This is a genomic window from Aeromonas sp. sif2433 (genome assembly GCF_019218705.1).
Taxonomy (GTDB): Bacteria; Pseudomonadota; Gammaproteobacteria; order Enterobacterales; family Aeromonadaceae; genus Aeromonas; species Aeromonas encheleia.
On record NZ_JAHUXD010000002.1, the window covers coordinates 105,566 to 118,418 of the forward strand.

General features: G+C 59.5%; 13 protein-coding genes and 3 tRNA genes. 11 read left to right on the plus strand and 5 right to left on the minus strand.

Annotated features, from left to right (window positions below):
* Positions 1–9: 9 nt before the first annotated feature.
* The 11 genes from KW825_RS03480 (at position 10) to KW825_RS03530 (ending at position 9,493) form a co-directional block, all read left to right on the plus strand.
* The gene (locus tag KW825_RS03480) at positions 10–429 is read left to right on the plus strand and encodes a hypothetical protein (protein ID WP_218328246.1); all 420 of its coding nucleotides are present in this window, start codon (positions 10–12) and stop codon (positions 427–429) included.
* A 148-nt stretch (positions 430–577) separates the two neighbouring features.
* The gene (locus tag KW825_RS03485) at positions 578–1,735 is read left to right on the plus strand and encodes a phage tail sheath protein (protein WP_218328247.1); all 1,158 of its coding nucleotides are present in this window, start codon (positions 578–580) and stop codon (positions 1,733–1,735) included.
* A gap of 12 nt (positions 1,736–1,747) precedes the next feature.
* Positions 1,748–2,266 (plus strand): phage major tail tube protein, encoded by a 519-nt coding sequence (locus tag KW825_RS03490; RefSeq protein ID WP_218328248.1) that lies wholly within the window; start codon positions 1,748–1,750, stop codon positions 2,264–2,266.
* 48 nt (positions 2,267–2,314) lie between these two features.
* Complete coding sequence (locus KW825_RS03495) at positions 2,315–2,602, plus strand: phage tail assembly protein (RefSeq protein WP_218328249.1); 288 nt, start codon at positions 2,315–2,317, stop codon at positions 2,600–2,602.
* 8 nt (positions 2,603–2,610) lie between these two features.
* Positions 2,611–2,739 (plus strand): GpE family phage tail protein, encoded by a 129-nt coding sequence (locus KW825_RS03500; protein ID WP_218328250.1) that lies wholly within the window; start codon positions 2,611–2,613, stop codon positions 2,737–2,739.
* Entirely contained in the window at positions 2,736–5,156 is a 2,421-nt protein-coding gene (locus KW825_RS03505) for a phage tail tape measure protein (RefSeq protein ID WP_218328251.1), read from the plus strand. Before KW825_RS03500 ends, KW825_RS03505 begins: the two co-directional genes overlap by 4 nt.
* Positions 5,157–5,168: 12 nt before the next feature.
* A complete protein-coding gene (locus KW825_RS03510) occupies positions 5,169–5,615 on the plus strand; it encodes a phage tail protein (RefSeq protein ID WP_218328252.1) in 447 nt (148 codons plus the stop codon).
* Positions 5,612–6,679 carry a phage late control D family protein gene (locus KW825_RS03515; protein ID WP_218328253.1) on the plus strand — a complete coding sequence of 356 codons (1,068 nt, stop codon included), beginning with the start codon at positions 5,612–5,614 and terminating at the stop codon, positions 6,677–6,679. The genes KW825_RS03510 and KW825_RS03515 overlap by 4 nt, the downstream gene beginning before the upstream one ends.
* Positions 6,680–7,150: 471 nt before the next feature.
* The gene (locus KW825_RS03520) at positions 7,151–7,816 is read left to right on the plus strand and encodes a Rha family transcriptional regulator (protein WP_218328254.1); all 666 of its coding nucleotides are present in this window, start codon (positions 7,151–7,153) and stop codon (positions 7,814–7,816) included.
* Positions 7,817–7,975: 159 nt separating this feature from the next.
* On the plus strand, positions 7,976–9,094 hold the full coding sequence (locus KW825_RS03525) for a PIN domain-containing protein (RefSeq protein WP_218328255.1): 1,119 nt from the start codon (positions 7,976–7,978) through the stop codon (positions 9,092–9,094).
* Positions 9,095–9,214: 120 nt separating this feature from the next.
* Positions 9,215–9,493 (plus strand): phage baseplate assembly protein V, encoded by a 279-nt coding sequence (locus KW825_RS03530; RefSeq protein ID WP_256353763.1) that lies wholly within the window; start codon positions 9,215–9,217, stop codon positions 9,491–9,493.
* 255 nt (positions 9,494–9,748) lie between these two features.
* On the opposite strand, the gene KW825_RS03535 is transcribed toward KW825_RS03530, so the two are convergent.
* The 5 genes from KW825_RS03535 to uvrC form a co-directional block, all read right to left on the minus strand.
* Positions 9,749–9,835, minus strand: a tRNA-Leu gene (locus KW825_RS03535).
* A gap of 41 nt (positions 9,836–9,876) precedes the next feature.
* Positions 9,877–9,950, minus strand: a tRNA-Cys gene (locus KW825_RS03540).
* Positions 9,951–9,985: 35 nt separating this feature from the next.
* A tRNA-Gly gene (locus KW825_RS03545) sits at positions 9,986–10,061 on the minus strand.
* Positions 10,062–10,242: 181 nt separating this feature from the next.
* Positions 10,243–10,797, minus strand: a complete 555-nt coding sequence (gene pgsA / locus KW825_RS03550) for a CDP-diacylglycerol--glycerol-3-phosphate 3-phosphatidyltransferase (protein WP_042654593.1) — start codon at positions 10,795–10,797, stop codon at positions 10,243–10,245.
* A gap of 191 nt (positions 10,798–10,988) precedes the next feature.
* Positions 10,989–12,839 (minus strand): excinuclease ABC subunit UvrC, encoded by a 1,851-nt coding sequence (gene uvrC, locus KW825_RS03555; RefSeq protein ID WP_218328256.1) that lies wholly within the window; start codon positions 12,837–12,839, stop codon positions 10,989–10,991.
* Positions 12,840–12,853 lie beyond the last annotated feature (14 nt).

A 12,853-nucleotide genomic window follows, 5' to 3' on the forward strand; every position in this document is an offset into this window, starting at 1 on the left:
GGAACATTCATGAACACCTTCCCCATCAACGCCTTATCCGCCACCGCCCCCAGCTGGCAAGATGCTGAACACACTACCCTGCTCATGGCGGTGCAATTTGAGCATCTGGCTGAACCTGTGCCCTTCACTGCATCTCCTGACGACGTTGAACCCCATGGCCGCTGGCTGTTTGCCCTGGCTCGCGATGGCGCATTCGGCCCGGTGGCCGAATACGTGCCGCCTACTCCTTTGGAAGTGGCCGCCCGCGACAATCCTCCCGCACGCCAAAAAGCCATGGTGCAGGCCACTGCGAGCGCCCAGCACCACGAAATAATGGGCGAGGCCGAGCAAATGGCCGCATGGCGCAGCTACTACCGCGAGCTCTACGCCCTGGGCACCCACCCCGACTGGCCCCTAGTCACGCAATGGCCGGCAGCGCCAAGCCACTAAACCCGAACTCACCCCGCTACATGCGGGGTGTTGTTTTTCATAGGCTGGGTGTGCCAGCCCAGTACACACCCGCCAGCACTCGCCATCCCCGGCCTTGCTCCGCATCCTGCCCAAGTCATCCGTATCCCCCCTTAGACAGGAGCACTCCATGTCCCATCACGGCGTACGAGTCGTCGAGAAAAACGACGGCACCCGTACCATCACTACCATCGCCACGGCGGTGATCGGCATGGTCTGCGTCGCAGATGATGCCGATGAAACGGCCTTTCCACTCAACACCCCGGTGCTGCTCACCGACGTGCAGGCCGCCGTCGCCAAGGCGGGCACCACCGGCAACCTGGCGCGCAACCTGCAGCTGATCGCCGATACCGTCAACACCTTCACCATCGTGGTGCGCGTCGCCGAGGGCGACACGCCTGCGGACACCACCTCCAACATCATCGGCACCGTGACACCTGATGGCACCTATACCGGCCTCAAAGCCCTCAAGCGGGCCAAGGCCTATGTGGGCGTCTCACCGCGCATCCTCGGCGTCCCCGAATATGACAATCTGCAGGTGGCCACCGAGCTAGCCAGCGTGGCCAAAGGGCTGCGTGCCTTCGCCTACGTCTCCGCCTATGGCTGCAACCTCCCGACCGATGCCACCGCCTACCGGACCAACTTTGCCGAGCGCGAGGTGATGGTGATCTTCGGCGACTTCGAGAAGTGGGACACCGCCACCAACGCCTCGGCCCCGGCCAGCGCCGTGACCAAGGCCATGGCGCTGCGTGCCCTGATCGACAAGGAGGTGGGCTGGCACAAGACCCTCTCCAACGTCGCCGTCAGCGGCGTGGAAGGCCTGACCAAGAAGGTGTTCTGGGACTTGCAAGACCCGGACACCGACGCCGGCCTGCTCAACGCCGCCGATGTGACCTGCCTCATCCAGCAGGACGGCTTCCGCTTCTGGGGCTCACACACCTGCTCCGACGACCCGCTGTTCCTGTTCGAGAACTACACCCGCACCGCCCAGATCCTGGCCGACACAATGGCCGAGGCGCACATGTGGGCCGTCGACAAACCGATGACCCCATCGCTCGTGACCGACATCGTCGAAGGCATCAAGGCCAAGGGCCGTCAGCTGGTCACTCAAGGCTACCTGCTCGGCTTTGACTGCTGGTACAGCAGCGAATCTAACCCGGCCGACAGCCTCAAAGCGGGCAAGCTCTACGTCGATTACGACTACACCCCGGTACCGCCGCTGGAAGACCTCACCCTGCAGCAACGCATCACCGACCGCTACCTGGTCAGCCTCGCCCCGGCCGCCTAAGGAGACCCCAACATGGCCATGCCACGCAAACTCAAGCATCTGAATCAATTCCTCAACGGCGACAACTGGATAGGCGTCGCCGAAGAGTTCACCCCGGCCAAGCTGACCCGCAAGTTCGAGGCCTACCGGGGCGGCGGCATGCCCGGCGCCGTCAACGTCGACATGGGCCTCGATGACGGCGCCCTCGATGTCGAATTCACCTTCGGCGGCTATGGCGACGAGCTGCTGCGCTGCATGGGCGAGCCCAAGGCAGACGGCACCGTGGTGCGCTTTTGTGGCTCGCTGCAACGGGACGACACCGCCGAAGTCTCGGCGGTGGAGATCCACTGCCGTGGCCGCTTCAAGGAGATCGACCGCGGCCCCCTCAAGACCGGCGACAACACCCAGGCCAAGATTTCCATGGTCAACACCTACTACAAGGAGATCGTCGACGGCCAGGTGCTGTGCGAAATCGACATCATCAACATGATCGACATCGGTCCCGATGGTGTCGACCGCATGGCCGAGCATCGCAAGGCGCTCGGTCTGTAACCCTTCCCCCACGGGCGGCCCAGCCGCCCCTTTTTCAGAGACAACACCATGGAACAGCACAGCATCCCCCTGACCACCCCCATCCAGCGCGGCGAGCAGGTTTACACCGAGCTCACCCTGATCAAACCCGCCAAGGTGGCGCAGCTGCGCGGCATCAACACCGTCGAGCTGCTCAACCTCAACGTCGATGCCCTCATCAAGTTCATCCCCCGCGTGTCCACCCCCAGCCTGACCGAGCAGGAAGTGGGGAACCTGGATCCGGCTGACCTGCTGCAGGCCGGGATGGCCATCATCGGTTTTTTCATCAAGCCGGAGGTGGCCTTCCTGCCTGCATAGACGACCTGATGGCCGACATCGCCATCCTGGTGCACTGGCCGCCGTCCGAGATGGCGGCCATGGCACTCGATGAGTTTATCGCCTGGCATCAGCGCCTGGTTGAACGTCACAATCGCCTGCACGGGGCCTCTGAATGAGCCAACAACTCAAGCTGCAGATCATGCTGGGGGCGGTCGACAAACTGACCGCCCCCCTCAAGGCCATCAGCCGGCAAAGCACCCTCACCGCCAAAGACCTCGCTGCCACCAAGAAGAGCGTGCGTGATCTGGAGCAGCAATCGGCCCAGATTGATGGCTACAAGAAGCTCGGCGCCCAGATAGGGGTGACCAACGCCCAGCTCAAGGATGCCCAGGCTAGATTCGACGGCATCAAGCAAGCCATCGAGGCCAGCACCGCGCCCACCCGGATGATGGTCAACGAGTACAACAAGGCGCAGAAGGCCCTCGGCAACCTCACCACCAAGCAGCAGGACATGGTCCGCAGCCACGGCGAAATGGGGCAGGCCCTGCGCCAGACGGGCATCGACACCAAGGCCCTCTCTGACCATCAACGCCGACTCAAGACCGACCTGGCGGCCGCCAATGACCAGCTCAAGCACCAGCGCGAACAGCTCGATGCCGTGACCCGTCAGCAGCGCAAGCTGGCCGAGGCACGGGCGGGATACCAGAAGACCCAGGCGCTGCGCGGCAACCTCGCCGCCTCGGGGGTCAGCAACATGGCCACCGGCATGACGGTGGGAGCGACCACGCTCGCCCCCATCAGCGCTTATGCCAAGGCCGAGGCGGCCATCACCGAGCTGCGCGTCACCATGATGGGGGCCAACGGCAAGACCGGAAAAGAGTTTGACGAGATCTCGGCCCTGGCCACCCGGCTCGGTAACCGACTCCCCGGTACCACCGCCGAGTTCCAGCTCATGATGAGCACGCTGATCCAGCAGGGGATGTCCGCCAAGGCGGTGCTGGGTGGATTGGGTGAAGCGAGCGCCCTGCTCGGCGTGCAACTGAAAATGCCCTTTGACCAGGCGGCCCAGTTTGCCGCCAAGCTGCAAGACGCGACCCGCACCACCGAGGGCGACATGCTGGGGCTGATGGACACCATCCAGCGCATGAGCTACCTCGGCATGGACAGCAACAACATGCAGCAGGCCTTCAGCAACCTGTCCCCCGCCCTCGGCATATTGCGGATGGATGGGCTGGCTGCGACCAAGGCCCTGGCGCCCCTGGTGGTGATGGCCGACCAGGCTGCCATGGCGGGCGAATCGGCCGGCAACGCCTACCGCAAAGTGTTTCAGATGAGCATGAACAGCGGCCAAGTCGCCAAGGTGACCCAGGGCACAGGGCTGTCGCTGGACTTCACCGACGGCAAGGGCGAGTTTGCCGGGCTCGATAACCTGTTTGCCCAGTTGGCCAAGCTCAAGACCCTCAGCACCGAGCAGCGCCTGGCGGTGCTCAAGGGCATCTATGGCGACGATGCCCAAACCCTGCAGGTGCTTAACCTGCTCATCGACAAGGGCAAGGCCGGCTATGACGAGGTGCAGCGGAAGATGGCGGCGCAGGCCTCTTTGCAGCTGCGGGTCAATGCCCAGCTCGGCACCCTGGGTAACCTCTGGGACGCCGCCACAGGCACCTTCACCAACGCCATGGTCAATGTCGGTGAGGCCATCGCCCCAGAAATCAAGGCGCTCACCACCTGGGTAACCGACCTGTCAGAGCGGCTTGGCCAATGGGCAAAAGACAACCCAGAACTCGCCAACACCCTGATGAAGATGGCCGGCGTCATCGCCCTGGTCACGGCCGCCTTTGGCGGTCTGTCCCTGATCCTCGCCGCCTTGCTCGGCCCCCTGGCCATGCTGAGGCTGACCCTGACGACCTTGGGGATCACCTTCGGCGGGCTCTTTGGCGCAGTCGGCGCCCTGTTGGGACCGCTCGCCCTGTTCGTGGCGGCAGGTATCGCCATCATCAAGTTCTGGGAACCCATCAAGGCGTTCTTCTCGGGCCTGTTCGAGGGGATCCTGGCTGGTCTGCAGCCGGTGTTCGATGCCTTCAAGCCGTTCGCGCCCCTGGTCGACGGCATCGGCAACGCCTTCACCCATCTGCTCGAGCCGCTGGGTTTCACCAAGGAGACGCTCGACGCGGTCTCCTCTGCCGGCCGCTTCGTGGGCGAGATTCTGGGTTGGGCATTCAATGCCGCCCTGACCCCGCTCAAGACGCTGCTCAGCGGGCTGGAGTGGGTGCTGGAGGCCTTCGGTGTGCTGGAGAAGGTGAAGGGGCCCAGGCTCGACCTGCCCTCTCAACCGAGCGGCTACGTCACCGGCAACACCGGCAGTGGCCTTGCCAGCGCCGGCAGCAGTGGCTACGGGCCAAGCCTCTACCAGCCACCGGCACTCAAGCCGACCGCCAGCCAGACCAGCAGCGTGGTGCATGCCCCCATCACCGTTTACCAGCAACCGGGGCAATCGGGCGTCGATGTTGCCCGCGAGGTGCGCCTCGAGATGGAGCGCCTCAACCGGGAGCAGAGCCGGAAACAGAACGCCTCCACCCGCGACAACCAGTAAGAGGAACCCACCATGATGATGACCCTGGGGTGGTTCGTGTTTGAGCGCCGAACTTTTGCCCCCCAATCACAGCAGGATGAGCGCGGCTGGCGCCACCCGGGCAATGCCCGCATTGGTACCGCCCCGGCCTACCAGTTCACCGGCCGCGACGATGAGACCAGCACCCTGTCGGGCTCACTCTATCCAGAGGTGACCGGCGGCCCGGTCAGCCTCGATTTGCTGCACTCCATGGCCGATACCGGGCAAGCCTTCCCGCTGCTGCAGGGCGATGGGGTGATGCGCGGCTGGTTTGTCATTGAAGGGACCAGCGTGACCCGCTCGGAGTTCTTCCGCGATGGCGCAGCACGGCACATTGAGTTCACCCTCAAACTCAAACGGGTGGATGACGAGATAGCGACGGTCGGCCAGAAGCTGACCGGGCGCACGCTGGGCAGTCTCTATGGTCGGGTGATGACATGAACCAGCATCGCGCCCCGGCTTACCAGATCCTGGTCGATGGCCAGGATATTTCCGCCGCCATTCGCCCCCGCCTGATAGGCCTCTCCTTGGCTGACAACCGGGGTTTCGAGGTTGACACCATAGAGCTCTCCCTCGATGACACCGATGGCAAGCTGGCCTTGCCGCGGCGAGGGGCGAATCTGCAAGCCCTGATTGGCTGGCAGGGCAGTGCCCTGGTGGACAAGGGTACCTACACCATCGACGAGGTGGAGCACGGCGGCGCGCCGGACGTGCTCACCATCCGGGGCAAGTCGGCGGACCTGCGTGGTGACATGAACAAGCTGCGCGAGCGCAGTTGGCACGATGTGACCGTCGACAGCATCGTCAGTCAGCTGGCCACCCGCTACAGCCTCACCCCCAGCGTGGGAGGATCGCTCAAGGGTCAGCTCATCGACCACATCGACCAGACCAACGAGAGCGATCTGGCCTTCCTCACCCGTTTGGCCGACCAGCTCGATGCCATTGCGACAGTCAAATCCGGCCGCCTGCTGTTCATCAAGGCGGGACAGGCCACGACCGCCAGCGGTCAGCCCCTGCCAGCCATCCAACTGACTCGCCAAGATGGGGACCGGCATCGCTTTTCGGTCGCAGATCGCAATGCCTACACCGGCGTGGTGGCCTATTGGCAAGACACCCGAGCCGGGGAGAAGAAACAGATCGCGGTCAAACGCAAACAGAAGGCGCCGGAGCCCGGCATCAAGGTGGATAAGGCGCAGCACGAGTTGCTGGTCGGCGACAGTGATAACGTCAAATACCTGCGGCATGTGTACGCCAACGAGGGCAACGCCAAACGGGCGGCTCGGGCGGAGTGGGAGCGGCTGCAGCGCGGCGTGGCCGAGTTCGAGATCAACCTGGCCATCGGCCGCCCCGAACTCTACCCGGAGCAGCCCACCACCGTCAGTGGCTTCAAACCCGACATCGACGTCGCCCCTTGGTTGCTCACCCAGGTGGTGCACGACCTCACCAATCAGGGCTATACCAACCGCCTGCAGCTGGAAGTGAAACTGGAAGAACTACCGGAGTGACCCGGATGCGAAAAGGGCCCCACCATGTGGGGCCCTTCTTCTAGCTACCTGACAGCACCTGATCACGCTCACAACTCAGCGCCTTGTGTTTGCCCCCAACCTAAACAGACATCCCCTGCCCTGACGGAAATCGCTACCCTGCTGCTGCTGTTGTGTGCGGTCGGGCGGGTTTGTGTCGATTGGTGGTTGATTGGTTGCGGTTGGTTGCGCGATACTGCGCGGGCAAAGGCAAAATCCGTTGCCGGGATTGAGACCCCGTAGCATTCCAAGCGCACAACACGCGCCAGCGTGTTTTTTTGTGCGGCCCAGTAGTACCCGTAATTTCAGTTATGACGGGCTGGGCAGGGCAGCCTCACGGCTGGCCGGTTTCCTTGGATGCCCGGTAGTCTCAACCCTGTTCAGCTCGTCACCAGTCGAGATTGAGACCTCATTGGTGGCGATTCACCTGCATCGCATCCGAGGAATCACGCCATGAACAGCATCACCCCCTTTACCCCTGCCGAGATCATCAGCCTGCATCAAGGCCAACCTGTTACTACTTCCCTGAAAGTCGCCGAGCTCTTTGGCAAACAGCACAAAGACGTACTGCGCAAGATCGAACAGCTCGATTGCCCATCTGAATTCGCGTCAGCGCATTTTTGCGCTCACGTGGAAAATCAAAAGGTTGGGGTGACTCGCAGAGATATGAAGCACTACGAAATGACCAAGGATGGCTTCATGCTGCTGGTCATGGGCTTCACCGGCAAACAGGCCATGGCGACCAAGATCGCCTTCATCAACGCCTTTAACTGGATGGCCGAGCAGCTCGCCGCCCAGCGCACACAACCTGCAATCGCCCTGAGCTATGACGAACTGCAAGATTTGGCTTGGTGCTGGCGCGCCGCCGACAAGATGCTGCACCTCGCCCAGTCCATTGAAAACCTGCTCTATGCCGCCGAACACCGCGAAGCCCCGAACTGCTATTCCATCGTGCGCGAATACCCCAACACCCTGGCCAAGGCCAAAGCTGTGCTAATCAACCACACACGCGACCTCCCCCTGGCCCTCTACGCCGATGACGACAGCAACTGGTCCCGCGTACTGCGCCCGCTACACAACCAGCCCCGCCAGATAGGTCATAACCTTAGATTGCGCTAGGTAGCATCACGCATCCTCCACATAAGTCGCAAGTCAATGTGATAGGACTTCATGTGCGAAGAGCATCATAAAAAAGGGCCATATGTGGCCCTTCCCATTGACTCTTCAGGTAAAAAAAATGAACCTGACTCTACGTCTCGATCTAAATGTTCATCTCTTATGACTACAGAACTCCAAAGCAGACTTGTTTTTATCGACACATCAGCATTCGAAAGTAAGAACTTTCAATTTGACTCACATAAACTAGAACAATTGTGCGGTTATTTAAAAGAAAGAAAATTGCATTTACTAACAACTGAAATAACGATAAAAGAAGTAAGAAAACATATAAGAGCAAAATCTAAAGACGCTGCCAGCGCAGTCAAAAAAATAAGAAAAGAGGCTATGTTCTTACGAAATACACCTCATCTCGATTGCTATGGAATATTCAAAGATGTAAAAGAGGATGACATATACGATGTAGTTTCAAGTGCCTTCGATAGATTTTTGAAATTAAGCAAGGCAGAAATAGTCCCTATAGGTATAGTTGACTCATCAATCATCTTTGATAATTATTTTAATGAAAAGCCACCATTCTCAGGAATAAATAAGAAAAATGAATTTCCTGATGCATTCGTTTTAGAGGCAGTCCGAAAAGTCAGTGAAGAACGAAGGCATGATCTTTATGTCATTAGCTGTGATGGTGATATGAAAGCATATTCTGAGCAATATGATGGCATTAATCACCTCAGCACTGTCGATGAACTGCTTGACTTAGTCATAAGAAATGAGGAGGAGCTCAAGGAACCAGTACGATTTGCTGACAAAGTGTTTAAGCATTTGGAACCCATGATAATTCAACAGATAAGAACTGAATTATCAAGAATGGATTTCAATCCTGAGAATGAGTATTATCCTGATGTTGATATAAAATCTTTAACGATTGAAAGTGTTGATATGGGAGAAAAGAACATTGTTGAAGTAAGCTCTCAAAGTGCCACTTACGAAGTTAAAGTAGAATTTAAATTAAGCGTAGAGTATTTAATTGCAAACTATGATGACTCCCCTTGGGATCCTGAAGATAAAGAATACATTTTCATAATCAGAGATCAACTATGTGTGGTACATGAAGAAGAAAAATATGCACGCATAACTCTTGATTATTATGATGCCATTGTGGCTCGAGCAGAAATTGAAGAGATAGAATTTAGCGAAGATTTTTCCTCTTTAGACATTGATAATGGTTTTGTTTCCTCACATCAAACTCCATACGATCCACATCCATATGAAGATAATTAAATCTTAAAAATTCACTTATATAAAACCCACTAAAGTGCTCTAACCCTCCCGCCAGTGTGCCAACCCCGCGCACACTGGCCACCCCTTCCCTACCCCACGGTTGCCCACAACAAAGCCCCCATGCAACCAACCCCGATCGAACTCCAACGCCTGATCCGCATCGGCACCGTGACCGTGACCGAAGTGCGATCCAAGGAATGTCGCGTCAAAACCGGCGACCTCATCACCAACTGGCGGCCCTACGCAGCAGCGCGGGCCGGGAAGAACCGCACCCGCAATCGCCTCTCCATCGGCGAGCAGGTGCTGCTGTCAGTCAGCGGCGATCTGCGCAATGCCTATATCGTCGGTCCCATCAACCGCCTGCAGCTGGAAGTGAAACTGGAAGAACTACCGGAGTGACCCGGATGCGAAAAGGGCCCCACCATGTGGGGCCCTTCTCTTTCTGTCTGACAACGCACTGGAACATGGCCAGGGAATGGCGCCGCATGAAATACGCAATCAAACAGAACGGCATCATACAAGAAAGATGCATTCAGCACCCAATGCACGATTGCGGTTTCATCATCGAAAAGCGCTGTCGCCACTCTGTCGCCATTTGGCCAAAAACAAAAAAGGCCACTATCGCTAGTGGCCTTCATAAGTCTTTGATTTTAATGGTGCCCGAGGCCGGAATCGAACCGGCACGCCTCGAAAAGCGAGGGATTTTAAATCCCTTGTGTCTACCGATTTCACCACTCGGGCACCGCAATCGGTATCAAGTCCGCGTGGCGGTCTTGTCAATATGGAGGCACGTTCCGGAGTCGAACCGGACTAAACGGATTTGCAATCCGCTGCATAACCGCTTTGCTAACGCGCCATGCAAAAGAGAGTTGGCTCTCGATTGTCTGAATTTGGAGCGGGAAACGAGACTCGAACTCGCGACCCCGACCTTGGCAAGGTCGTGCTCTACCAACTGAGCTATTCCCGCATCGGTCTGGCTGATTGCCTGACTACGAGGACGCATTCTAGCGATGTTCCTCGTCCAGTCAACCAAAAACATTTAATACTCTGATCGTTCGGGTGTTTTTTGCCCTTACCCCACACTTTTACCGCTCATGGCCATTTCCCGGCCCCAACGGCAGGGAAACGGCGGTTTGCCTGCCGGCAGACTAGAAGCGGGAGTGGTAGGTCAGATCGCCCCAGGCGGCCTTCATGTACTGGAACATGGACCAGAAGGTGAGCACTGTCGCCACGTAGAGCAACACGTAGGCGAGCCACACCATCCAGATGTCATATTGCCAGATGAGGCCAGTGAGCGACACCATCTGGATCATGGTCTTCCATTTGCCGATCCAGCTGACCGCCACCGAGGAGCGCTTGCCGAGCTCGGCCATCCACTCGCGCAGGGCGGAGATGATGATCTCGCGGCCAATCATGGTCATGGCGGGGATGGTGACCCAGATGGTGTTGTAGTGTTCGACGATGACCACCAGGGCGGCGGCTACCATGATCTTGTCGGCGACCGGATCGAGGAAGGCGCCAAAGGCGGTGGACTGGTTCAGCTTGCGGGCGAGATAGCCATCAAACCAGTCGGTCGCCGCCGCCACGATAAAGACGATGGCGGCCGCCATGTAGGACCACTGGTAGGGAAGATAGAACAGGATGACGAAGACGGGGATGAGCAAAATCCGAAAAAACGTCAGCAGGTTAGGAATATTTGTCATTATTTTTCAGCCACTTCTTGTATGCCGCTACATGGTAGCCCCAAGCCGATCGCAGATGCAACCGGGTCGGTGCCCGCCTTGGTCTATGAATCCATCAATAACCTCAGGATGGGGCCATTATGGCATTGGCGGGCCCCCTGCGTCACGGCCCTTGTACGTCGGAAAGGTGAGTTTACCCCCGCTCGACGGCGCTAGAGCGAGTGCAGCGCATCATGGATGGACTGGGCCAGCTCCTGGCTGATGCCGGGCACCTTGGCGAGCTCGTCCACCCCCGCCTTCTTCACCTCCTGCAACCCGCCCAGGTACTTGAGCAGGGCCTGCCGGCGCTTGGGCCCCACCCCGGGAATATCTTCCAGGGTACTGGTGGTGCGCGCCTTGGCCCGCCGTGCACGGTGACCGGTGATGGCAAAACGGTGAGATTCGTCGCGAATGTGCTGGATAAGGTGCAAAGCTGGCATATCTGCCGGCAAGTGCAGCTCTTCATGGCTATCTCCCAGGATCAGGGTCTCCAGCCCCGCCTTGCGGGTCACCCCCTTGGCGATGCCCACCAGCAGCGGGTACTTGCCGCCGAGAAACTCCAGCTGGCGAGTCAGGATCTCCTCGGCACGGCGCAACTGGCCGAGGCCGCCGTCGATAAACAGCACGTCCGGTACCTTGTCCGGCTCCTGCAGCTTGCCGAAGCGGCGCTCCAGCGCCTGCTCCATGGCGGCGTAGTCATCCCCGCCGGTGATGCCGTCGATGTTGAAGCGGCGGTATTCCGACGAGAGCGGCCCCTCCCGGTTGAACACCACGCAGGAGGCCACGGTGCGCTCCCCCATGGTGTGGGAGATGTCGAAACATTCCATGCGGGTGATGGGGGCCTCCAGCTCCAGCAACTCCTCCAGCTGGCTGAAGCGGGCCGTGGTGGTGCTCTTGTGGGCGAGGCGCGAGCGCAGCGCCGTCTCGGCATTGATGGTGGCGAGCCTGATGAAGCGTGCTCGTTCACTACGGGTGCGGCTCTGCACCCGGACCTTGTAGCCTGCGGTCTGACTCAGGGTCTCGGCGATCACCGCCTCATCCTCCAGTGCCACATCCAGCAGCACCTCGCTCGGGATCTGCCTGCCCCCCTGCCCCGACAGGTAGAACTGCAGCAGGAAGGATTGCACCACCTCCTCGGGCGGCGTATCCGCCGGCACCTTGGGGAAATAGCTGCGCGAGCCGAGCACCTTGCCCTGGCGGATGAACAGCACATGGATACAGGCCGCCCCCTGATCGAAGGCGACGCCGACCACATCCAGCTCGTCGAGCACGTTGCCGCTCACCGACTGCTGCTCGGTCACCCGCCGCAGCGCCTGGATCTGATCCCGGTAGCGGGCCGCCTCCTCGAAGCGCAGATCGCCGCTGGCGGACTCCATCTTGCCCACCAGCTCCCCTATCACCTGCTGGTTCTTGCCCGCCAGGAACAGCTTGGCCAGCTCCACCTGCTGGGCATACTCCGCCTCGCTCACCAGCCCTTCCACGCAGGGGCCGGCGCAGCGCTTGAGCTGATAGAGCAGGCAGGGGCGGCTGCGGTTGGCATAGACCGCATCCTCGCACTGGCGCACCGGGAAGATCTTCTGCATCAGGTGCAGGCTCTCGCGCACGGCGCCGCCGGAAGGATAAGGACCGAAGTACTCCCCCTTCACCTTGCGGGCACCGCGATGAACGCCGATACGGGGATGCCGGTGGGCGGTGATGATGATCCAGGGGTAGGACTTGTCGTCCCGCAGCAGCACGTTGTAGCGCGGCTGGTACTGCTTGATGAGATTGTGCTCGAGGATCAGCGCCTCGGTCTCGGTGTGGGTCACCGTCAGCTGGATGTCGGCGATCTGGCGCACCAGGGTGCGAGTCTTGATGCTGTCGACGTTGGTGCGAAAATAGGAGGCGAGCCGCTTCTTGAGATCCTTGGCCTTGCCCACGTAGATGCAGGTGCCGCCCTGATCATACATGCGATAGACGCCGCTCTGATGCGTCACCGCGTTCAGAAACGCCTTGCTGTCGAAGAAAGGTTCAGGAGAGGTCATGATGGCTCCGGCGA

Coding starts and splice junctions, on each gene's coding strand:
- pgsA (WP_042654593.1), bottom strand. CDS start 10,797: ATGACAAATATTCCTAACCTGCTGACGTTTTTTCGGATTTTGCTCATC.
- KW825_RS03520 (WP_218328254.1), top strand. CDS start 7,151: ATGAACAGCATCACCCCCTTTACCCCTGCCGAGATCATCAGCCTGCAT.
- KW825_RS03480 (WP_218328246.1), top strand. CDS start 10: ATGAACACCTTCCCCATCAACGCCTTATCCGCCACCGCCCCCAGCTGG.
- KW825_RS03530 (WP_256353763.1), top strand. CDS start 9,215: ATGCAACCAACCCCGATCGAACTCCAACGCCTGATCCGCATCGGCACC.
- KW825_RS03510 (WP_218328252.1), top strand. CDS start 5,169: ATGATGATGACCCTGGGGTGGTTCGTGTTTGAGCGCCGAACTTTTGCC.
- KW825_RS03485 (WP_218328247.1), top strand. CDS start 578: ATGTCCCATCACGGCGTACGAGTCGTCGAGAAAAACGACGGCACCCGT.
- uvrC (WP_218328256.1), bottom strand. CDS start 12,839: ATGACCTCTCCTGAACCTTTCTTCGACAGCAAGGCGTTTCTGAACGCG.
- KW825_RS03500 (WP_218328250.1), top strand. CDS start 2,611: ATGGCCGACATCGCCATCCTGGTGCACTGGCCGCCGTCCGAGATGGCG.
- KW825_RS03525 (WP_218328255.1), top strand. CDS start 7,976: ATGACTACAGAACTCCAAAGCAGACTTGTTTTTATCGACACATCAGCA.
- KW825_RS03495 (WP_218328249.1), top strand. CDS start 2,315: ATGGAACAGCACAGCATCCCCCTGACCACCCCCATCCAGCGCGGCGAG.
- KW825_RS03515 (WP_218328253.1), top strand. CDS start 5,612: ATGAACCAGCATCGCGCCCCGGCTTACCAGATCCTGGTCGATGGCCAG.
- KW825_RS03490 (WP_218328248.1), top strand. CDS start 1,748: ATGGCCATGCCACGCAAACTCAAGCATCTGAATCAATTCCTCAACGGC.
- KW825_RS03505 (WP_218328251.1), top strand. CDS start 2,736: ATGAGCCAACAACTCAAGCTGCAGATCATGCTGGGGGCGGTCGACAAA.